Source organism: Akkermansia muciniphila, assembly GCF_018709685.1.
GTDB classification, from domain to species: Bacteria; Verrucomicrobiota; Verrucomicrobiia; order Verrucomicrobiales; family Akkermansiaceae; genus Akkermansia; species Akkermansia muciniphila_E.
In genome coordinates this window covers 1-21,136 of the sequence record NZ_JABDHQ010000008.1, presented here as the reverse complement: position 1 = coordinate 21,136, position 21,136 = coordinate 1, and the positions used below count along the sequence as shown (strand labels likewise).

15 protein-coding genes are annotated in these 21,136 nt (G+C 59.6%); 12 read left to right on the top strand and 3 right to left on the bottom strand.

The features are described 5' to 3' along the window. Positions 1–137 precede the first annotated feature (137 nt). The 8 genes from secY (at position 138) to HHJ06_RS06665 (ending at position 13,311) form a co-directional block, all read left to right on the top strand. Positions 138–1,616: a preprotein translocase subunit SecY gene (gene secY / locus HHJ06_RS06700; protein WP_251841450.1), complete on the top strand. Its 1,479-nt coding sequence runs from the start codon at positions 138–140 to the stop codon at positions 1,614–1,616. 32 nt (positions 1,617–1,648) lie between these two features. After that, a complete protein-coding gene (locus HHJ06_RS06695; protein WP_215428581.1) occupies positions 1,649–2,299 on the top strand; it encodes an adenylate kinase family protein in 651 nt (216 codons plus the stop codon). 13 nt (positions 2,300–2,312) lie between these two features. Then, positions 2,313–3,110, top strand: coding sequence for a type I methionyl aminopeptidase (gene map, locus HHJ06_RS06690; protein WP_102714981.1), 798 nt, complete (start codon positions 2,313–2,315; stop codon positions 3,108–3,110). A 22-nt stretch (positions 3,111–3,132) separates the two neighbouring features. After that, positions 3,133–4,206, top strand: coding sequence for an acyltransferase family protein (locus HHJ06_RS06685; RefSeq protein ID WP_215428580.1), 1,074 nt, complete (start codon positions 3,133–3,135; stop codon positions 4,204–4,206). A 159-nt stretch (positions 4,207–4,365) separates the two neighbouring features. Continuing rightward, on the top strand, positions 4,366–5,928 hold the full coding sequence (locus tag HHJ06_RS06680) for an HD domain-containing protein (protein WP_215428579.1): 1,563 nt from the start codon (positions 4,366–4,368) through the stop codon (positions 5,926–5,928). 33 nt (positions 5,929–5,961) lie between these two features. Beyond that, positions 5,962–8,049: a polyphosphate kinase 1 gene (gene ppk1 / locus HHJ06_RS06675; protein ID WP_215428578.1), complete on the top strand. Its 2,088-nt coding sequence runs from the start codon at positions 5,962–5,964 to the stop codon at positions 8,047–8,049. 87 nt (positions 8,050–8,136) lie between these two features. Further along, entirely contained in the window at positions 8,137–9,432 is a 1,296-nt protein-coding gene (locus tag HHJ06_RS06670; RefSeq protein ID WP_215428577.1) for a hypothetical protein, read from the top strand. Between the two features lie 165 nt (positions 9,433–9,597). Next, positions 9,598–13,311: a VIT domain-containing protein gene (locus tag HHJ06_RS06665; protein WP_215428576.1), complete on the top strand. Its 3,714-nt coding sequence runs from the start codon at positions 9,598–9,600 to the stop codon at positions 13,309–13,311. 49 nt (positions 13,312–13,360) lie between these two features. Here the strand turns inward: HHJ06_RS06665 and HHJ06_RS06660 are convergent, their stop codons facing one another. Both HHJ06_RS06660 and HHJ06_RS06655 read right to left on the bottom strand, forming a co-directional pair. Then, positions 13,361–14,467 carry a glycosyltransferase family 8 protein gene (locus HHJ06_RS06660; protein WP_215428575.1) on the bottom strand — a complete coding sequence of 369 codons (1,107 nt, stop codon included), beginning with the start codon at positions 14,465–14,467 and terminating at the stop codon, positions 13,361–13,363. Between the two features lie 14 nt (positions 14,468–14,481). Continuing rightward, complete coding sequence (locus tag HHJ06_RS06655) at positions 14,482–15,543, bottom strand: glycosyltransferase family 8 protein (RefSeq protein WP_215428574.1); 1,062 nt, start codon at positions 15,541–15,543, stop codon at positions 14,482–14,484. 354 nt (positions 15,544–15,897) lie between these two features. On the opposite strand from HHJ06_RS06655, the gene HHJ06_RS06650 reads away from it, so the two are divergent. The 4 genes from HHJ06_RS06650 to HHJ06_RS06635 all read left to right on the top strand — a co-directional run bounded on the left by HHJ06_RS06650 (position 15,898) and on the right by HHJ06_RS06635 (position 20,420). Continuing rightward, positions 15,898–16,998 (top strand): glycosyltransferase family 2 protein, encoded by a 1,101-nt coding sequence (locus tag HHJ06_RS06650; protein ID WP_215428573.1) that lies wholly within the window; start codon positions 15,898–15,900, stop codon positions 16,996–16,998. A 6-nt stretch (positions 16,999–17,004) separates the two neighbouring features. After that, on the top strand, positions 17,005–18,099 hold the full coding sequence (locus HHJ06_RS06645) for a glycosyltransferase family 2 protein (RefSeq protein WP_215428572.1): 1,095 nt from the start codon (positions 17,005–17,007) through the stop codon (positions 18,097–18,099). Positions 18,100–18,261: 162 nt separating this feature from the next. Then, complete coding sequence (locus tag HHJ06_RS06640; RefSeq protein ID WP_215428571.1) at positions 18,262–19,347, top strand: glycosyltransferase family 2 protein; 1,086 nt, start codon at positions 18,262–18,264, stop codon at positions 19,345–19,347. Further along, positions 19,344–20,420: a glycosyltransferase gene (locus HHJ06_RS06635; protein ID WP_215428570.1), complete on the top strand. Its 1,077-nt coding sequence runs from the start codon at positions 19,344–19,346 to the stop codon at positions 20,418–20,420. The genes HHJ06_RS06640 and HHJ06_RS06635 overlap by 4 nt, the downstream gene beginning before the upstream one ends. A 111-nt stretch (positions 20,421–20,531) precedes the next feature. On the opposite strand, the gene HHJ06_RS06630 is transcribed toward HHJ06_RS06635, so the two are convergent. Further along, the coding region (locus HHJ06_RS06630) for a tetratricopeptide repeat protein (protein ID WP_215428569.1) at positions 20,532–21,136 on the bottom strand (605 nt) is incomplete at its 5' end.

Sequence of the window (21,136 nt, the reverse complement as noted above, 5' to 3'; positions counted from 1 at the left end):
AGCTTGACCCGGTTCGCATCATTGTGTTTACTGTTGCGGTTCCCATGGATGCCCCGGGTACAAGCCGCCGACAGGCAAGCCAAGCTGCGCGCCAACTTTTATAATACAGGACTATGATATCCGCATTTGCAAACTCCATGAAAGTACCGGAGCTCAGGCACCGGATTTTGTTCACACTGGCGATGATCGTCGTCGTCCGCCTGGGGGTACAGATACCCCTGCCGGGCATTGACGTCATGGAGCTGCAGAAAGTGATTGAAGCCTCCGCGAACGCCAGCGGCCCCGGAGCGGGCCTGGCTACCGTGCTCACCATCTTTTCCGGCGGCGGTCTCCAGCAGTGCGGCATCTTTGCCCTGGGCATCATGCCCTACATCTCCGCTTCCATCATGACCCAGCTTCTTTCCGCTGTGGTCCCGCAGTGGGCCAAGATGGTGCGGGAAGAAGGCGGCCGCCAGAAGATGACCAAATGGACGCGTGCCATTGCCATCGTCATCGCCATCGTGCAGGGCTGGTTCCTGGTCGGCACGCTGGAACACCCGGACCGTCTGAAAGCCGTGGGCCTCAACATCCCTCCGGACTGCCAGCTCGTCATTGACCCCGGCATGCAGTTTGCCCTGATGACGGTGCTCATCATGGTGGCGGGCACCATGTTCCTGATGTGGATCGGTGACCAGATTACGGAGCGCGGCGTCGGCAACGGCGTCTCCCTCATCATTTCCGTCAACATTATCCACGCCCTTCCGGGCGCGGTGACCCTGGCCTGGAAAACGCTGGTGTACAAGGACGGCGCAGTCGTTCCGATGGGTGCCATGCTGCTGGTGGCCCTGATCGCCTTCCTGATTATCGTGGTGGCGCTCGTCGTCACGGTGACGCAGGCCCAGCGGCGCATCCCCGTGCAGTACGCCAAACGGGTCATGGGCAACAAAATGTTCAACGGCGCCACGCAATACCTGCCCCTCAAGCTCAACTACTCCGGCGTGATGCCCGTCATTTTCGCCACGGCCATCCTGTCCCTGCCGCAGGTGCTCTTCTCCCAGATCGCCCACTACAACACCACGCTGCAATGGATCGCCACCAAGATGAATGACTGGATGAACCCCGCTTCCTCCGGCTACTACATCATCTCCGGCCTCATGATCTTCTTCTTCTCCTACTTCTGGGTGGCTACCATGTTCCAGCCCTCCCAGATCGCGGAAGACCTGAAGCGCAACGGCGGCTACATCCCCGGCATCCGCCCCGGCCCCCCCACGGCCCTGTTCCTGGACCAGACCATGCAGAGGCTGACCTTTGCCGGGTCCGCGTTCCTGACCCTCATTTACTTCCTGCCCTCCCTGTTGAACATCGGCGGCAGCATCCCCTACCTGGTCACCCAGTTCTTCGGGGGCACCAGCCTTCTGATTCTGGTCGGCGTGCTGCTTGACATGATGCGCCAGGTGGAAACCACTCTTCTTTCCCGCAACTACGACGGCTTCCTGAAAAAAGGCAAGCTCAAGGGCAAATACAGCCACATCCAGGGCACCGGCGCCGCCGCAGGCAGCCGCACGGTCACGGTCATGTGGATCGTCATCGCCCTGCTTGTGCTGGCCGGAGCCATCGCCTACAATGCCATGCAGTAAGGAACTCCATCCCCTCTTCTGAAAGTAAAGACATGAAGGAACTCAAGCATTTCATCCTGGTTGGGCCTCCCGCATCCGGCAAAGGAACCCAGGGCCGGTTTCTGGCTGATACTTTCAACCTGAACTCCCTGAGCACCGGTTCCCTGCTGCGGCGGGAAGTGGAGTCCTGCACGGAGCTGGGCCGCAAGGCCCTGGGCTATATGGACAAGGCCATGCTGGTTCCGGACGAAATCGTCAACGACATGGTGCGCGGCTGGCTCTCGGAAATGGACAATGACGGGTGGCTGCTGGACGGTTACCCCCGGACGGTGGCGCAGGCGGAAGCCTTGGACCACTTCCTGACCCAGCGTGGAACGTCCGTGGACGTGGTCGTCTGGATGGACGTATCCAGGGAACTCATTGAAGAACGCATCATGCACCGCCGGGAATGCTCCACGTGCGGGTATGTGGTGCAGACGTCGGAGGAGGAATGCTCCAAATGCGGCGGCAAAATGGTCTCCCGCAAGGATGACAACCTGGAAGCCTTCGCGCGCCGCTGGAAAGATTTTGAAGCCATGACGCTGCCCGTAGCCAAGTACTACGAAGCCCGCGGCCTGGTGGTCAAAATGACCGTGACCGAGGAACGGGAACCCGCGGAAGTTTCCCGGGAACTGGCCCGCAAGCTGGAAGAATACCGGCAATAGAAAAAAGAATCCCATGGCAGAACGAATCCACATCAAGTCTCCCGGTGAAGTTGCCAAGATGCAGAAGGCCGGTGCTGTAACGGCGGAAATCTTGATGGAAATCGGAGCCGAGGTTCAGGCGGGCCGCACCACGCGGGAAATAGACGACATCGCGCGTGAAATTTTCAAAAAGCACAAGGTAGGCAACTCCTTCTACCAGTACCGCGGATTTCCCGGGCAGCTTTGCATTTCCATCAATGAGGAAGTGGTGCACGGCAGCGGTGGCCCCCGTCGCATCCAGAACGGGGACATCGTGAGCCTGGACGTGGGCGCCATTGTGGACGGCTGGCATGGGGACAACGCCATGACCGTGCCGGTGGGCATGGTAGACCCGGAAAAGCTGCGGCTGCTGGCCGTGACGGAGGAGTCCCTGTTCCGCGCCATTGAACTGGTGAGGCCCGGGGCCCTGCTGGCGGATGTTTGCGCGGCAGTGGAAGGCTTTGTGCGCCCCCGCGGGTATACCGTGGTCAGGGACTTCGTAGGGCACGGCATAGGCCGCCATCTGCATGAAGAACCCCAGATTCCCAACTACCGCCCCCATTACAAGCTTCCGCGCCTGAAAAAAGGCATGGCGCTGGCTATTGAACCCATGGTGAATGCCGGCAGGCCGTCCGTTAAAATCCTGGATGACGGCTGGACGGTCATCACGGCGGACGGCAAGCCCTCCGCCCACTTTGAACACACGGTCATCGTAACGGACGGGGAACCGCTGATTACGACGGCGCGTCCGCGCATCGCTCTGCCGGAGCAGCTCGGAATTGCTCCTTTATAACCAACTCCACCCCCCCAAGGGAATGACGCCGCCGGACGCCCATGTTCCCGATCCCGTGATCCTGGAGAAAACGGCCACTCACCGGATGGTATGGGTGGATGTGGCCCGCGTGGTGGCGTGCATGCTGATTATTGCCAATCACATGGCTTTCTATTCGGCGGAGCTGTATCGGTGGATATGGGCGGAATTCTTGGCCTCGCGCACCCCCTTCTTCCTGCTGGTGGCGGGTTACTTTGTAGGGCGGGGCGCATTCGGGCCGCTGGATGGCGGCAGCCTCTTCCTGTGGAAGCGCAGCTGGTTCCTGTTCCGTCCGTACCTGGTATGGGGGCTGGCGGCGGCCGTCCTGATCGGCTGGTCCCCCCTGCATGAATACTATGCGTCCTACCAGCCCATGTATGCGTGGCTGAAGGGAGAGCCGGGCAGCGGCTTCTGGCCCGCCCTGGCGGCGTTCGGCCGCGCTCTGGGCATTGCCGGGCATCCGGTGGACGCCCCCATGTGGTTCCTGCGGGACATCATCATTTATACCGCCGTGGCTCCCCTCCTGCACCGGTTGGGGAACTACCTGCTCTGGGTGGGTATCATCATGCTCTCCCTGAACTACTTTGCCCTGGATTTGGCGGACCATGACTTCCCCATTGCCAACAGCCTGGGCTTTTTCCTGCTGGGGATGTACATATCCCGTTATCCTCTTCCGTTCCTGACGGAATCCGTACGCCGGTATGCGGTGCCGTTCCTGCTGGCCACGCTCGCGCTCACCTGGTGGCTGGTGGGCCACCGGGAGCAGCATAACTCCATGCTCATTGCGCTGGGGATGCTGGGGCTGATGTCCCTGGCCATCCTGTTCACGGAATGGTTTCCGCGCGCGGCCAAATGGGTGGCGGGGCTGGCTCCGGCGTGCTTCTTCATCTTCGGCACGCATTACATTGTCATTATCCTGCTGCGTGAAAGCGGGTGGATTACTTGGAGGGGGGAGGCCTGGGACGTTCTCTGGCTCTGCCTGGTGCCTGTCATCTTTGCCGTGCTGGCGGGGCTCTTCTTCTGCATGAAAAGGTTTGCCCCGCGCCTGGTCCCCCTGCTGGGAGCTTACGGAAAATAGCCGTTCTGCAAGTCCGTTCCGCCGGACCGGAAAAGGAGCCGCGCTTATCTCTTGCCGTCAAAAGGCAAATTCCTTATTCTGCCCCTTGCTGGAATGGGCGGGGATGGCGTTTTTGTCACGCTCCCGTTCTTGCCCCACGGCTGGGAAACAACACATGGTATGGCGATGATTCAAGGTGAACAGGCTCAGGATTCGGAATTAACAACGCAGGCGGTGATCTACCTGGGGCCGAGCTCCATGAGCCTGCTGGTGGCTGAGGTGGTTCAGGACAGGATCCGCATGCTGGACTTCCTCCAGCAGCCCGTACCCATGGCGCGGGACATCTTCCGGTTCCACCGCATCTCGCGGCACACCATGGACCGCTGTGTGCAGATCATCGGGGACTATCTGGAAATCCTCAAGGAATACGGGACCGGCAGCAAGCTCTCCGTCCGCCTCATGATCTCCAACATCATTTCCGAGGCGGATAATGTGGACGTCTTCGTCAACCGCATGCACGTGGCCCACGGCTTGCGCGGGCGCCGCATTGACGACGGCAAGATGACGCGCCTCATTTACGTGAAGGTGCAGGAAACGCTGGCGCAGTACCCCGGCTTCAACAAGAAAAAAGTGCTCGTGGTTCACACGGGGCCGGGCAATACCCGCGTGCTCCTGTTCCAGAAGGGGCGCATTGTGCGCTATTCCTGCTACCGGCTTGGGACGCACCGCACGGGTGAAGCCGTGGGGGAAATTGAATATGGGGATGATGTGACGGAACTCTCCCTGCTGCGGGAGCACATGCGCGGGCAGGTGGACCAGATCTGCTTGGATTACGGCGGCGTCAAGGGGCTGGCGGGCCTGATCGTCATCGGCCAGGAAATGCAGCAGCTGCGCGGCCGCCTGGACCCCACGCCGGAAGGCAAGGTGGCGTGTTCCGCCCTGGTGGCGGAAGCGGAAAGGATGTCCCGCACCACCCTGGAACAGCGCATGAACGTTTACGGGGCGGACTTTGCCGGGGTGGATTCCCTGCTGCCCGCCGTGCTGATGACGGAAATGATTGCCCGCAGCCTGCACCTGAATGACGTGATCATTCCCGGGAGCGGCTATGACGAGGAATTCTCAAGCAGCCTGATCCAGGCGGAACAGCACCCGGGGGACCTGGAGGCGGAAGTGCTCCACTTTGCCGGCATCCTGGCGGACAGGTACAAGGCGGACAAGGGCCACCGCGAGCATGTGGCTCTCCTGTGCATGGAAATGTTTGACCAGCTCCAGGACCTGCACCGCCTTTCCGAGCATGACCGGCTGCTGCTGGAGGTGGCCTCCATCCTGCATGAGGTGGGGTCATTCATCAGCCAGCAGGACCACCAGCTCCATTCCCAGTACATCATCCTGAACAGTGAAATCTTCGGCCTCTCCCGGGACGACGTGGAAACCATCGCCCTGCTGGCCCGCTACCACCGGCATGAAGTGCCCGCCAATTCCGATCCCATGTACGGGGAGCTGGAGCTGACGGACCGCATGCGCGTGGCCAAGATGGCCGCCATCCTGCGCGTGGCGGACGCCCTGGAACGCGGCCATGCCCAGCGCGTGAACGGAGTCAGGGCGCATATCCGCGGACGGACGCTGGAGCTGGAGCTCCAGGGCGTGCGGGAAACCGCCGTGGAAGACCTGGCCCTGAGGCTGAAGGGTGACCTCTTTGCGGATATCTTCGGTTATGACGTCGTGCTGGTGCCCCAGCGGTAGCTGATTCTACAAATTCCCATTTCTTATTTCTCCATGTCGAACGAATACATCAACAGAGAGCTCTCCTGGCTGGAATTCAACCAGCGCGTGCTGGACCAGGCCGTGAGAACGGACCTCCCCCTGCTGGAACGCCTGAAGTTCCTGGCTATTACCGCCTCCAACCTGGACGAGTTTTTCATGGTGCGCGTGGGAGGCCTGCAAATGCTGCGGCATTCCGGTTCCCGCGTGAAAGATATTTCCGGGCTCACACCCACCCGCCAGCTGAAAGCCATCCGCGCCCGCGTGGGCCGCATGATTGAGGACCAGTACCGCCTGTTTCATGAGGAAATCCTGCCGTGGATGGAAATCAACGGCATCAACCCCTTGGCGATGGAGGACCTCAGCACGTCCCAGAAGCTGACGCTGGAACAATATTTCAACAACCAGATATTCCCGCTGCTGACGCCGCTGGACATGGATGCTCCGGAAGCCCCCTCACTCCCGTCCCTCAAGCTGCTGATGGGCGTGGAACTGCGGGACAATGAAACCGGTGAGGTCCGCGCCAGCGTGGTGGCCCTGCCGGACGGCCTGCCGCGGCGCGTGCCCGTTCCCTCCGCGGAAACGGAACGCTACGTGATGCTGGAAGACCTGGTCCGGGAATGCATAGGTACCGTTTTCCCCGGTGAGACCGTTCTCTCCGCGGCGGTATTCCGCGTTACGCGCAATGGAGACATTGCCGTGCAGGAGGAGGACGCCCTGGACCTGGCGGATGAAATGGAGGAAGTGCTGGTGGCCCGCAAATTCTCCGAATGCGTGAGACTGGAAATTGAATCCTCCGCTCCCGCCCCCCTTCATGACAGGATCATGCAGATCGTGGGCGCGGGGAAGGAGGAAACTTATGACCTCAAGGGCCCCCTGATGCTTTCCGACTTCATGGAAATGGCCTTCGCCCCCGGCAATGACCAGCTGAAGGTGGAGCAATGGTCCCCACAGCCGTCCCCTTCCGTGGACCCTGCCGCCAGCATCTTTGAAAACATCGCCAACGGGGACATCCTGCTCAACCACCCCTATGAAAGCTTTGAGCCCGTCCTGCGCCTGGTGGAGGAAGCCGCGGAGGACCCGGATGTGATCGCCATCAAGCAGGTGCTGTACCGCACCGCCAAAAACTCCCGCATTGTGGCCGCCCTGAAAAAAGCGGCGGAAAGCGGCAAGCAGGTGACGGCGCTGGTGGAATTAAAGGCCCGGTTTGACGAAGCCCGCAATCTGGAAAAGGCGGAGGAGCTCCAGCGTTCCGGCGTGCAGGTGGTCTACGGCGTCAAAGGACTTAAAACCCACGCCAAGATATGCCTGGTGGTGCGCCGGGAGCAGGGCATGCTGCGGCGTTACTGCCACTTCGGCACGGGAAATTACAATGAAACCACCGCCAAGATTTACACGGACATCTCCTACCTTACCTGTGACGACCAGCTGGGGGCGGACGCCTCCCAGTTCTTCAACTCCGTGACGGGGCGCACCAAGCTCATGCGCTTCCGCAAGCTGTACCCCTCCCCAGTGCTGATGAAGGCGCGCCTCATTGAGCTCATTGAGGGGGAGGCGGAGCGCGCGAGGCAGGGGGAACCCGCCCGCATCTCCGCCAAGATGAACAGCCTTCAGGATGTGGAAATCATTGACGCCTTGTACAGGGCCGCGGATGCCGGGGTGGATATTGAACTGAATGTGCGCGGCATCTGCTGCCTGAAAACGGGCCCACGGCCCAACGGCAAGGTGATCCGCGTGGTCAGCATTGTGGACCGTTATCTGGAACATGCCCGCATTTTCTTCTTCCACCACGGCGGCAACCACCAGCTCTTCATCGCCAGCGCGGACTGGATGACCCGCAATCTGGACAAGAGGGTGGAGCTGATGGTGCCCGTCACTAACGGAAGGCTGGCGCGCCGCCTCAAGTCCGTCCTGGAAGCCTGTTTCAAGGACAACGTGCAGGCGTGCAGCATCCTTCCGGACGGCACTTCCGAGCACATCGTGCGCAAAAAGGGCCAGAAAGCGTTCCGTCTCCAGCAATACCTGACCAAGGAGGCGCGCCGACTGGCCAAGGACAAGGAGCGGGAACGCCAGCAGATGCTGGAGCCTCACACGCCGCATTAACCCGGCCCGGGGCATTGGGGAGCCTGCGCGGCATTCTCCGGCATGCCTTCAACAGGTTCCGGCCCGGAACGTGTCTTTTCATGAGACATGTTTGCCCGCGTATGCTGTTTTTTCCTGATCGCGCTGGCTGGGGGGCACGGCTCTGCCTGGGCGGAAGGTTCGGCATGGCAGGCGTCCGGCCCTGCGGGCCCCGGCGCTTCCGTAAGGGCTCCTTCCCATCCGGCGGAGGACGGCTTGTACTCCCGTCTGAAGAAAATGCCGTATCTCTACGACAACAAGGACGCGGAATTCCTGAACCAGTTCAAGCTGCTGCTGACGGGGCAGTACCAGGGGGCGCAGGTTTCCCCTTCCGGAGCCAGCCGGTTCCGCAAGGGATCGCACGGCAGGGAAGACGAATGGCGGCGGCTCCAGATAGGGTTTGAAGCCGTGTTCTTCAAAAACCGCCTGACGCTGCACAGTCTGACCAACATGGGGGAGCTGGACGGCATGTACAAGGTGGAGGATGGCCGCTGGAGAAGGACGAAGACGGACTGGAGCATCTTTGAACTCTACCTGAAATACAAGGTCAACCCCTCCTTCTTCGCGCGCATTGGAAAAATCACCTCCAAAATGACTGCGGAATTCCGGGAGACGGCCAGTGAACTCAAGACCCTGGAACGGTCCGGCCTGGTCAACCAGCTCGGGACTATTTCCAGTTGGGGCATTGTGCTGGAAAATCCGCGTCAGGACGTGCCCGTAGGATGGGAGGCTTCCGTCTTCCTGAATGACACCAGCGACAGCCTGGCGCATGAAATCAGGTTTAATACGGCGGATAACGCCTTTGCCAAGGCCTCCGTCCATCTGGACGCCCGCGGCTTTCTGCCGGGGGAGAAAAGCCGTGTGTGGCTGACGTATGCCCACAACTTCACCCATTACGCGGGGCGCCCCCTGCCGGAGGATTCCTATTATTCCGGGCTTGGCGCCCGGGATGTGGCGGCGGTGGACTGGGTCATGTCCCGCGGGAAATTTTCCATGGTGACGGAGCTAATGTCCGGCTTCCGCGTGGTGGGGACCTCCCTGGGGGAAAATGTTTACGGCCTGGCGGTATTGCCTTCCTACAGGTTTTCCCCTCATCTGGAAGGCGTGTTCCGCTACCAGCTCTCCCATGGGCGTGACGCCGTGAAAATGTACGCCCGTTATATTCCTGCGGTGACCACGTATCCCAAATGGGTCAGCACGATGAATTCTTTTTACTTGGGCCTGAATTATTACTTTTTCCCGGAAGACCCGGACATGCTGAAATTGATGGCAGGGGGCGAATACACGACGACCAGCGGCGCGCCGGAAGGCGCCAGGTGCTTCAGCGGCTGGACCTGGTTTGCCGCCGTCAGGTTCCATTTCTGAACGGGGAAGAGAGGGCTCCTTTAATTACGGGGCAGCAACACCCTGGCGATTAACATGCGGGAGCCGTTTATAACAAATAGCTTGCCACGGCTTTTTTCTTATGCTAGGAAGACGGGGATTGGAAAAACCTGCTTTTTCCTTTCCCTCCCAACTCCAACCCCCCCTATGATGAAACTACTGTGTTCTTTCTGCCTGTGCATTCTTGCCTGCTGCGTTTCCGTGGCTCAAACGGCTTCCCTGCGTTCTACCGTTCTTCCCCCGCCCTTCATGAAAGTGGAGTGCCGCCAGGGGGAACGGCCCGTTTCCATTTCACGGGCGGAAATCAAATCCCGCGTGATGGATTTTCTGGCGGAAACGGAAGTGACGCTGGTTTTCCATAATCCCAACACCCGCGTGATGGAGGGGGAATTGACATGTCCGCTTCCCTCCGGTGCCACCGTGCAGGGTTATGCTTTGGACATCAACGGCCGCATGGTGGACGGCGTGCCCGTGCCCAGGCAGAAGGCGCGCGTGGCGTTTGAAGAGGAAGTACGCAAACAGGTTGATCCCGGACTGGTGGAATGGTCCGGCGGCAACATGTTCAAGACGCGCGTGTATCCCATCCCTGCGGGAGGCACGCGCACCGTGCGGCTGCGTTATTCCGCCGTCCTTCCCGTAGATGCCGGAGGCGTCCCCACTCTCCGGCTTCCGATGAATTTCAAGGAAAAGCTGGACTCCCTCAAACTAAGGGTGGAGGTATTCGGCAGCCGGAGGCCCGTCGTGGTTTCCTCCCCGCTGGACAACGTGGAATTCAAGGGCTGGCGCCGTGCCTTTCTGGCGGAAAAGGAGTGGAACGGCCTCTCCCTGACGGAAGACCTGTTCATCTCCCTGCCGCGTGCGGAGGGTAAAGAGGCCGGGGCCGCGCGGGTATTCGTGGAATCTTCTGAAGGCAGGGATTATGCCGCCGTGATTATTCCCCGGCCTGTGCGGGCGGACAAAAAGAACGCCGTGGAAGCCGCGCCCGCGATAGAGCTGGTTTGGGACGCTTCCGGTTCCATGAAAGGGGCGGATGTCCGGAAATTCCTGGATTTTCTGAAACGCTACCTTGCTTGCGGCAGAACCCCGGGGCAGCAAATCCGCATCAGCCTGACTGTCTTCCGGGACCGGATCATGCCTTCAAAAACGTTTGCGGTTACTCCGGACAACATGGACGAACTGGCCCGCGAATTGCTGGCTCTGGACTATGACGGGGCCACCTGTGACTGGAGCGCCGTTCAGGAAAGGCTGGCCGCCGGTTCCCGTGCCCGGGACTGCCTGGTTGTCAGCGATGGTTTTGCCAATTTCAGCCCCGTGCCGGAAAAGCGGGCGGCCAGCTCCGCTAACACTTTTGCCCTGATGGTGACTCCGCGCCAGGATGCTAATACGTTCGCGCGGATAGGCATCCCCGTGATTGACCTGACCAGCCAAACGGCGGAGCAGGCGGTGGAGCGTGTCGCCAGGGGGGAAGCGGCCATCCGTTACGCTGACGGGGGAAACATGCCCTGGGGAGCGTTTTCAAGGTATGAAGCCCCCGGAATGCCGTCGGATTCCATTCTTCTGCTGGCGGAACTGGAGCCGGGTTCCTACCGCGGGACGGCGGAGGTCGCCGGAGTGGACATTCCCGTGGAGGTGGACGCCTCCGGAGCGGAGCCGGGAACCATGCTGAAGGCCTTGTATGCCCAGGCAAGGCTCCGGGAACTCCTCTGCCAGGCCCCCTCCGCCGCCAGGGATGAAGCTGTCGGGAAACTGGGGATGGAATACGGAATCGTGACGCCCGGCACCTCCCTGCTGGTGCTGGACTCCCTGGACCAATACCTGAAATACGGCGTGCGCCCTCCCGCTTCCGCTCCTGAACTGCGCTCGGAATATGACCGGAGGATGCTGAAACGCGGCCAAAGGGAGGACATGGCTGAAGAGACCGCAAAATTAAACCGCCTGAAGGCCTGCCTTGCTTCCTGGAAAAAGACGCAGGAATGGTACGGGAAGAAATTTTTCAATGCGGAAGAGATGGAAAGCATCCTGAAAGATGACCGGTTGAAACAGGCCTTGATTCATACGTGCCGGGGCAACGACCGGGAGGCGCTGGAGATTTACCGGAAAATACTGAAGGAAGAGCGCAATAACCGGACGGCCCTGAGGGGCGTCGCGGTCATGGAAAAGCGCCTCCGAGAAAAAGAAGCGCGGGCTGAAAAAGCCGCGGGGGAAAAAGTTGCCCGTGACGGGGAATTGACTGAGGCAAGGGCAAACTTGAACAGGGAATTGGACCGGGAGCCCGCGGACATAGCGGGGAGCCTCCGTCTGGCCTACGGCTTTTATGACCTGGGGGATTACGGCAAGGCCCTTCTCCTGTTTAACAGGATATTGGAAGAAGACCCGGGAAATGTTGCGGCCAAGAGAGGTGCGGAGACCGTCAAGCGCAGAAAAACTGCCTACTACTCCGCGGCTTATGATGAAAGCAGGAGCGCCATGCTGGCGGAAGCTGATTCCCTCTGGGAGCGTCCGGTCCAGTCCTCCCCGGGGAATGAAAATTCGGGGCAGTCCGCCCCGGCGCCTATTATAGTTCAAGGTAACAATATATCCAGAGATTCCGGTGCTGCCATCAGGGCGTCCGGAAGTTTTAATGAGGAAGCCGGGAGTTCTCCGGATTTCGCCTCCCCGGATCTGCTGGGGAACGAGAATCCCGCTCTGCAAAGGCAAGGCATGGTAGGGTCCCTGTTTCTGGGAGGGGGAGAATCTTTCAATGGCTCAAAGGCCCGGGAACGGGACGCCGGTTCTTCTCCCGTGATAAACGTGAAGGCGTGGGACTCCAAGGCTCCGTATCTGGCCGCTCTGGAGGCGGCTGACCGTCCTTTTGCGGTTTACATGAAGCTTAAGGAGGAGTACGGGGAAAGCCCCGGATTTTACATGGATTGCGCGGACTGGTTTGCCGGGAAGGGAGACAAGGCGCTGGCCGTCCAGATCCTGTCCAACCTGGCGGAGCTGGAACTGGAAAACCGTTCCCTGCTGCGGATGCTGGGCTACAAGCTGCGGTACATGGGGGAACTCCGCCAGGCCAGGTTCATTTTTGAAACCGTAAAAACCCTGTTTCCGGAGGAACCCCAGTCTTACCGGGATCTGGCGCTGGTGCTGGATGAACTGGGAGAAGCCCGGAAGGCATTCGGCATGTACCGGGAGGTGCTGGAACGCCGGATGTCCAGCCGCTTCACCGGAGTGGATCAAATTGTGCTGGTGGAACTGAACCGGCTCGTTAGCCGGAGCAGGGCGGCCGGAGTGGAGCTTGATACCGGAGGGCTGGACCCGGCTTTTCTCCAGCCGGTGGAAGCTGATCTGCGCGTGGTCATCAACTGGGACACGGACGCGTCTGACATGGACCTTTGGGTCACGGACATCACCGGAGAGAAATGCTATTACAGGCATCAGCTGACCACTCACGGCGGCCATTTGTCCCGTGACGTGACGGAGGGCTACGGTCCGGAAGAATACCTGGTGCGCAAGGCTCTTCCCGGTCCCTATCTCATTCAGACGCATTACTATGGAACCCGGTCCCAGAAAATGCTGGCTCCCGTGACCCTGTATGCGGAAGTGTACACGGACTATGCCCGTCCGCAGGAAAAGCGGAAAACGCTGATGTTCCGCCTGAATGACAGGAAGCAGGTAGTGGACATCGGAAAAGTGGTGTACGGGCAGGCGCTGCCGGAAAATGGCGTGCGGGATTACCAGGTGAAAGCCGGAGAAACCCGGGCGTCCATCGCTGAGAGCCAATTGAAGGACGGGAAGCGTGCGGGAGAAGTCATCCGCCTGAATCCCTTCCTAAGGGACCGGGAGCCGAAAACGGGGGAGATCATTAAACTGCCGGAGTAACGGCCACAGGGAGCCCTTGAAGAAAGGGCTCCCGCTGCCAGGCGCGGGATTACGCTTCTTCAAAGATGCGCAACAGGCGTTTCAGCAGATTGATTCTGGCCCTGCGCTTCCGGAAGCTTTTGCCGAACGAGAACGGCAGATGCCATTGATTGTGGCGGAGCTGGTGCCGCGTCCACTGCGTGAATTCCGCCAGCAGTTGGGATAAATGGGGCTGAAGGGCTGCGGTCTCCATGGCCGGTTTCCACCAGACGGCCGCGGACATGATGTACTCCTCAGACTTTTCAGGAAACAGCCACGGCTTTTTGGCGCCGATCATGTGGAATAGCTTCCAGGCCCGCAGGGCGTGAATGCCCGAGACTCCCGCAAATTCCGTACCTGCGATGGCTTCCTCAAGCCCGTCTTTTTCCAGTTCAAACTGAAAATGGTAATTCCATTCAATGGGCAGCGGGGAAATCTGCCGGTGGAAGACAATATTCAAGGCATCCTGGTCCGGATGTTCCAGCGCTTCATTGTGTTCTTCAATGAAGCGGATCAGGCGGGATTCCGCATCTTCCTCCCTCATGCGGCCCAGGTCCAGGACCAGCACGCCGGAATTGAAATAATGGAATGGATCGTGCAGGCCCAGGGGCTGGAGCTTCCGGAGCTGGCGCCGGGGATAGCCTGCTACCAGGCTGCTCAGCACGGCCGTATCCCGTATGGCGCCCAGGGGGGCGCCGTGGAGGTCCGCATCATAAAGCTCCGCTGCGTCTGCGTACAGGACGGTATCCGCATCCAGATAGACCATGCGGGCATGCCGGGGGAACAGGCTGGGAGCCAGCAGGCGCGCGTAAGCCAGGGCGGAGAACCGCCGGACATCCCGGTCATGGAGCATTTGCTCCAGTTTGCCGGGAATGGTCATGAACTGAAGGACCACGTTGGGATAACCGGAAACGGCGGTTTGAAGTCCCTGCACATGCTCTTCCTCCAGCCCGTCATGCACCACCCATAGTTCATAGCTCCGGTGCGGGCTGGAGTGGCGCGCCAGGGAATGCAGGGTGACGGCCAGGCACATGGTCCATGCGGAGGTGACGGCGAACATGACGGCCACGGGAGCCTGTCCGGCGGGAGGGCCGGAAACTGTACCCGGCATGGAGGAGGGAAGGGTGGAGGTGAACATGGTGTTAAAAGGGGTTATGGCCACAGGCCGTCGAAAACTGCCAGCCGGCGCTGAAGGGCTTTGATTTTTTCCCGGCGTTTCCGGAACTTCCGGCCCGGGGAAAAGGGGAGGCTCCACAGGTGGTGGCGCAGGCGGGAGCGGAGGGCGTGCGTGAATTGCCGGTACAGTGCGCGCAGTTCACGGCGGAAAGCCGGAGTTTGCCGGGCGACCGGCCACCAGAGCGCGAGGTACAGGCGGTGGTAGGTTTTCTCCATGTCCGGCGGCAGCCACGGCTTGTAATCGCCAACCAGATGGAAGAGCTTCCAGGAACGGGTTTCAAACAGGGAAGGGGCCTCCTCGAACTCGGTGCCGGAGACAAGCTCCGCCATGCCCGCGTGGTGCAGTTCAAACTGGAAGTGGTAATTCCAGTTGATGGGCAGCGGAGTGATGCGCCCGTGAAGGGCGATGTTGATAATATCCTGGTCGCCATACGGGAAGGGCTCCGGACGGGACTCAAGCAGCCCCAGCAGCCTGTCTTCCGTCTCCTCTTCCCTCATTTTCCGCAGGTCCATCACCATCACTCCGGCATTGCAGTACAGGCGGGCGGAAGCCACCCCCATGCCGCTGATGTATTCCAGATGGGCGGGAAGCTGGCCCGTTCCCATGCTTTCCAGGACGGCGCAGTCCCGGACGGCGCCTACCGGCGCGCCCTGCAGGTCCGCCCCGTAAAGTTCGGCCACATCTCCATTCAGCAGAACATCTACGTCCAGATATACCAGCCTGTCACACCTGGGGAACAGGTCCGCTGCCAGCAGGCGCCCGTACGTAAGGGGAGAAAAGCGTCCGCAATCCCTGCCATTCAGAATGCGGAGCAGTTTTTCCGGAAGCATGGAGAATCCCAATGAAACGTGGGGATAACCGGAAACGGCTTTTTCCAGTTCTTTCATCTGCCGTTTCTCCAACCCCTGGTGGACGATGTGAAGTTCATAATTCCGGTGCGGGCTGGAATGCAGGCAAAGGGAACGGATGGCTACGGCCAGCGGGATAAGCCAGGAGGGAGTGACGGCAAACATGACGGAAACGGGAGGTCCCTTCATGCTGGATAAGGGGGGTGCAGCCGGCATGGGAAGAATTCAACAGGTCATGAAGAAAGGAGGGAAATGGACGTTCCCGACCCGGCATTCCGGTATTCCCGGCATGGGATACTTCCCGCGGTGAAAACGCCCCTATTACGTCCGGCCATCATACGGATTTCAAATCCGGAGGGAGTAGCTCTCCGGAGTGAAAGCGTGAAACCCAAGGAAATAAAAGGAGCCGGGAAAATCCAGGGACATTGTCCTGTCAAACCACGTTGCGCTATGGGGCACATCCGGTTATGTCTAGATACTTTCAAATGCGGCTGTTTGAATTGACTTCGGATTTGAAATCCGGTTACATAAGAATTTCCTGGTATGAGCGCGGCTGTTTCCATCATTCTTCCCTGTTATAATGTGGCTCCCTACCTGGATGCCTGTATGGAAAGCCTGGCCAGCCAGACGCTGGAGGGCATTGAAATCATCTGCGTGAATGACGGCTCTGTGGACGGCACGCCCGCCATCCTCCGCGCGTGGGCTGAAAGGGATGGCCGCATCCGGGTGGTGGACCGGGAAAACGGCGGATTGTCCGCGGCGCGCAATACCGGCATGGAATTGGCTTCCGGCGAATACATAGGTTTTGTGGATCCGGACGATTATGTGGAGCATTCCATGTATGCCCGGCTGCTGGAGGAGGCCCGAAGGCATGGCGCTGACGTCACGGCCTGCGGCTATACCGGCTTTTCCGATCAGGACGGTTCCGTGCTGGAAAAATGGAGCCTGTCTCCGGAAGAGGGGGTGGAGGAAGAGGTGCAGTCATGCGTTTTTCAGGAAAATGCCGTGTGGAGAAGGATGGCCGCCGTGGCCTGGAACAAGCTGTACAAGCGGGAATTTCTGGAAAGGTACGGCCTTCGCTTTGAACCCCGCTTCCGGCAGGGTGAGGATGATGCCTTCTGGCTGATGGTGCTGGCCCACGCCACCCGGCTGGCCGTGATTCCTGATCAATTATACTGGTACCGCCGCCAGAGGGAGGGCGCCATCTCCCTGGCATGGGAGGAAGAGGGATGCCCGTTGCCCCTCGTTGCGGACCGTCTTCTCCATGCCACCGCCTACTGGAAAAAATGCGGCTGGCTGGAATCCGGCCTGGAACGCGGCTGGGTTCTGCATGCCCTCTGGTACTACCTGCTTGTTCATCTGGTGCCTGCGCACAAGCCTCTCCCCCGCCTGGCTGCGGAGGAATGGGCGCAGCTGCACGGCCAGTTCCGGGAATGGTTCTCCCTGGTGGGAGGCACGGAGCGGTTGCAGGGCCTTGACAAGTGGGAAACAGCCTTCTGCCGCCTGCTGGAACGGCCTGCGGAACGTCCCGGCCTGCTGTCCCGCATCTGGTGGAAACGCCTTTCCCTCCGCAAAGGGCGCCGCGGCCGCTATTACGCTCTCCGTCTGCTTCTGTCTTCCTGCGGAGGTAAAACCCATAGCTGATGCACCATGTCCGTTTCCGTTTCCATTATTGTTCCCTGTTACAATGTGGCCCCGTATGTGGAGGCCTGCCTGGACAGCCTGGTGAACCAGAGCTTGCGGAATATTGAAATCATCTGCGTGAATGACGGTTCTACGGACGTGACCCCGGCTCTTTTGGACGCGTGGGCGGAAAAGGAGGACCGCATCCGCGTCATTCACCGTGAAAACGGAGGGCAGGCGTCAGCGCGGAACCTCGGCATGGATATGGCCGGGGGTGAATACGTGGGCTTTGTGGATCCGGACGATTATGTGGAGCATTCCATGTTTGCCCGCCTGGTGGAGGAAGCCCGCAGGAATGGCGCTGATGTGACGGCCTGCGGCTATACCAGCTTTTCCGACGGAGACGGTTCCGTGCTGGAGGAATTGAGCTGGTCTCCGGCTCCGGGCGTGGACAAGGAGGTGCAGTCAGACGCGATGCGAACGAACTCCGTCTGGGAGCGGATGGACGTGGTGACATGCAACAAGCTGTACCGGAGGGATTTTCTGAACCGGCACGGTCTCCGTTTTGAAACTTCTTTCAGATCCATGGAGGACGACGTCCTCTGGCTGATGGTGCTGGCCCATGCCACGTGCCTGGCCGTGATACCGGACCGCTTGTACTGGTACCGCCGCCAGAGGCGCGGCTCCGTCTCCCAGATGCTGGAAGCGCAGGAACGTCCCCTCCTGCTGGTGGCGGAACGGCTGCTGCATGCCACGGAGTATTGGAAAAAATGCGGCTGGCTGGAATCTGGCCTGGAGCGCGGCTGGGTACTCCGGGCCCTGAGGCATTATCTTCTGGTCCGGCTGCTGAATCCGGGGCAGCCCCTGCCGCAATTGAGTGAGGAGGAATGGGGGCGTCTGCACGGCAAATGCCGGGAATGGTTTGCCCTGGCGGGGAAGGCGGAGGCGTTCCGGACTCTCGGCAAGTGGGACTTTGCGCTGTGCCGGGTGCTGGCCTCTCCGCCGGAACATCCCGGATTCCTGTCCCGTGCGTGGTGGAATCTTCTCTCCCGCTGCCGCGGCCGGCGGGGGCGTTACTACAGGCTTAAAGGGAAACTTTCCTCTTGCGGCGGTGGGAAATAGATTTCCGGCGGACTGGTTCTTAAACTTCTGCGCATCGTTGGGGCTTGCGGGAACGTCCGTATTGAAGTAGGATGGCCGTTGCGGGAAAAGGCGCGGACATCATGAACCATGGTTTCCTCTGGTTTTTCCCATGAAAAACTGAATGATACTCCTGATTCCTCTATGGATGGTACTGTTTCCATTATTTTACCCTGCTACAACGTTGCTCCCTATCTGGATGAATGCCTGGAAAGCCTGGTCCGGCAGACCTGGGAAGACCTGGAAATCATCTGCGTCAACGACGGCTCCACGGACGATACGCCGGCCGTGTTGCGCGGATGGGCTGAAAAGGACGCCCGCATCCGGGTGATTGACCGGGAAAACGGAGGTCTTTCCGCGGCTCGCAATACCGGGATAGATGCAGCGACGGGCGAATACATCGGCTTTATAGACCCGGACGACTACGTGGATATTTCCATGTATGCCTGTCTGGTGGAGGAAGCCCGCAAGCATGAGGCGCAGGTGACGGCCTGCGGTTACGTCAGTTTTTCCGATGGTGATGGAAAAGTACTGGAAGAATGCTCTCATTCCCCGTTATGCGGAGTGGAGGAGAATGCGCGCGCGAGCGTATTCCAAGAAGATGCTGTCTGGAAAAGAATGGACGTGGTTGCCTGGAACAAACTGTACAAGAGAGAATTCCTGGAAAGTCTCGGGTTCCGGTTTGAACTTTCGTTCAAGGGCGGGGAAGATGACGTATTCTGGCTGATGACGCTCCCTCACGCCTCCCGCCTGGCCGTCATTCCGGATCAACTGTACTTTTACCGCAGGAAAAGGGCCGGGTCCCTTTCCGATATTTGGGACCGGGACGGATGGTTTTACTCCATGAACATGGACCGCCTGGAATACGTGACGGCCTACTGGAAAAAAATCGGGTGGCTGGAATCTGCCGTCAGGCAGGGCTGGCTGGGCCATGTCATGAAGCGTTATCTGCTGGCTCATGTCACTTCCGCAGAAGAAATCTTTCAGAGGCTGGATGAAGAGGAACGCCGGGGATTGGCGGCGCGTTACCGCAAATGGTTGAAAGACGTGGAAATTGCGCCCGGCTTTGCATGTTTGAACAAGTGGGACCGCGCGTTCTGCCTCCTGCTTAGTGCGGAGACGGTAAAGGTCGGTCCCTGCGGGCGTCTTTACAGTACCCTGATGTCCGCCTGCAGTGGAAGAAAGGGGCGGTACCACCGCCTTAAGCTCCTGTTATCCGGATTATCATGAAAACCGCCGTTTCCGTCATCGTCCCTTGTTACAATGTAGAACCCTACGTGGACGATTGCATGTCCGGCCTGGCGGAACAGACGCTGGCCCCCATGGAAATCATTTGCGTGGATGACGGCTCCACGGACGGGACGCTGGAGCGTCTGTACCGGTGGCGGGAAAAAGACAGTCGCCTCCGGATCATCAGCCAGGCCAACGCGGGGGTGTCCGCCGCGCGTAATGCGGGGCTGGATGCCGCGGAGGGAAAATACGTGGGCTTTGTGGACCCGGATGACCGGGTGGACCGGAGGATGTTCTCGCGCCTGCTGGGCGCCGCTGAAAAGAATGATGCGGACGCCGTGGTGTGCGGCTACCGGGAATTTGTGGAAAAAGACGGTGTGGTTGTTCATGAGGGCGGCTGGTCCCCGGATGATGAATTTTATGCGGAGGAACGTGTGGAACAATTCCGCCGCGGTTCCGCCTGGTGCCGGTGCGTGGGCCCCGTGTACAACAAGCTGGTCCGCAGAAGCCTGATGGAAGAGCATGGCCTCCGTTTTGTAGAAGGGCTGAAGGAGGGGGAGGACCTGGCCTTCCTGTTGATGCTGCTGCCCTTTGCTCCCCGGCTCCGGACCTTGTCGGACCGTTTTTACCATTACCGCAGGGAACGTCCCGGCTCCGCCACGTATGGAAGGGACCTGCTGCTGGGGGATTTCCGCATGGACCTGCTGGGCATGGACCGGGTGGCCCGTTTCTGGGAACGGCATGGATTGCTTGATTCTGCGGCGCTCTTCGGTCTGGTGGACTACTACATGGAATTCATCCGCAGGCACTTCATCATGAAAGAAGGGGCCTTCTTCAAGGCCTCACGGGAAGAACGGGAAGTCCTCCTTTCCGGATGGAAAAAGTGGCTGGAACTGGTGGGCGCAGAGAAAATCCTCAGCCAACTGGACAGGTGGGACCAGGCGTTCTGCCGCCTGTTGCTGGACTACCCCCTTCAGGGCAATCTCCTTTCTTCCCTGCATTGCCGCCTGATGTCATCCCGCAAAGGGCGCCGGGGGGCTTATTATGCCTTGAAACGGCATCTTATAGAGTGAGGCGGGGAGAGCCCCATGCCCGTCGGCTCCTGGTGTTGCTTGATACCGTGACGATGCTGGCGGATGAAAATCACCACAGCCCGGTTGGTATGGAAGTTTTGGTCTTTGAGCCTAGGACGGAGTATCATTAAATTCTTGTTGAAGCCAATCAACAAAATCAAGATTGGAGTTCGAAATTTTATAAAGACAGAACAGGGTATTACTGAGGACCGCCCGAGTTGTTGGATGGCTTTCTCCGAGCGTCTTCTGGAGAATTTGAAGGGCTTGTTGAAAGAGCGGAAGTGCCTGGTCGTACCGTCCCTGGCTCTTGTACAGGAAAGCCAGATTGTTGTAGCTGGTAGCGGTGTCCGGATGCTCCTCGCCGAGCGTCTTCTGGAGAATTTGAAGGGCTTGTTGATAGAGTGGAAGTGCCTGGTCGTACCGTCCCTGGCTTGCGTACAGTTCTGCCAGATTGTTGTAGCTGGTAGCGGTGTCCGGATGCTCCTCGCCGAGCGTCTTCTGCCAGATTTGAAGGGCTTGTTGATAGAGTGGAAGTGCCTGGTCGTACCGTCCCTGACTCTCGTACAGTCCTGCCAGATTGTTGTAGCTGGTAGCGGTGTCCGGATGCTCCTCGCCGAGCGTCTTCTGGAGAATTTGGAGCGCTTGTTGATAGAGTGGAAGTGCCTGGTCGTACCGTCCCTGGCTCTTGTACAGGAAAGCCAGATTGTTGTAGCTGG

Coding starts and splice junctions, on each gene's coding strand:
- secY (WP_251841450.1), top strand. CDS start 138: ATGAAAGTACCGGAGCTCAGGCACCGGATTTTGTTCACACTGGCGATG.
- HHJ06_RS06695 (WP_215428581.1), top strand. CDS start 1,649: ATGAAGGAACTCAAGCATTTCATCCTGGTTGGGCCTCCCGCATCCGGC.
- map (WP_102714981.1), top strand. CDS start 2,313: ATGGCAGAACGAATCCACATCAAGTCTCCCGGTGAAGTTGCCAAGATG.
- HHJ06_RS06685 (WP_215428580.1), top strand. CDS start 3,133: ATGACGCCGCCGGACGCCCATGTTCCCGATCCCGTGATCCTGGAGAAA.
- HHJ06_RS06680 (WP_215428579.1), top strand. CDS start 4,366: ATGGCGATGATTCAAGGTGAACAGGCTCAGGATTCGGAATTAACAACG.
- ppk1 (WP_215428578.1), top strand. CDS start 5,962: ATGTCGAACGAATACATCAACAGAGAGCTCTCCTGGCTGGAATTCAAC.
- HHJ06_RS06670 (WP_215428577.1), top strand. CDS start 8,137: ATGTTTGCCCGCGTATGCTGTTTTTTCCTGATCGCGCTGGCTGGGGGG.
- HHJ06_RS06665 (WP_215428576.1), top strand. CDS start 9,598: ATGATGAAACTACTGTGTTCTTTCTGCCTGTGCATTCTTGCCTGCTGC.
- HHJ06_RS06660 (WP_215428575.1), bottom strand. CDS start 14,467: ATGTTCACCTCCACCCTTCCCTCCTCCATGCCGGGTACAGTTTCCGGC.
- HHJ06_RS06655 (WP_215428574.1), bottom strand. CDS start 15,543: ATGAAGGGACCTCCCGTTTCCGTCATGTTTGCCGTCACTCCCTCCTGG.
- HHJ06_RS06650 (WP_215428573.1), top strand. CDS start 15,898: ATGAGCGCGGCTGTTTCCATCATTCTTCCCTGTTATAATGTGGCTCCC.
- HHJ06_RS06645 (WP_215428572.1), top strand. CDS start 17,005: ATGTCCGTTTCCGTTTCCATTATTGTTCCCTGTTACAATGTGGCCCCG.
- HHJ06_RS06640 (WP_215428571.1), top strand. CDS start 18,262: ATGGATGGTACTGTTTCCATTATTTTACCCTGCTACAACGTTGCTCCC.
- HHJ06_RS06635 (WP_215428570.1), top strand. CDS start 19,344: ATGAAAACCGCCGTTTCCGTCATCGTCCCTTGTTACAATGTAGAACCC.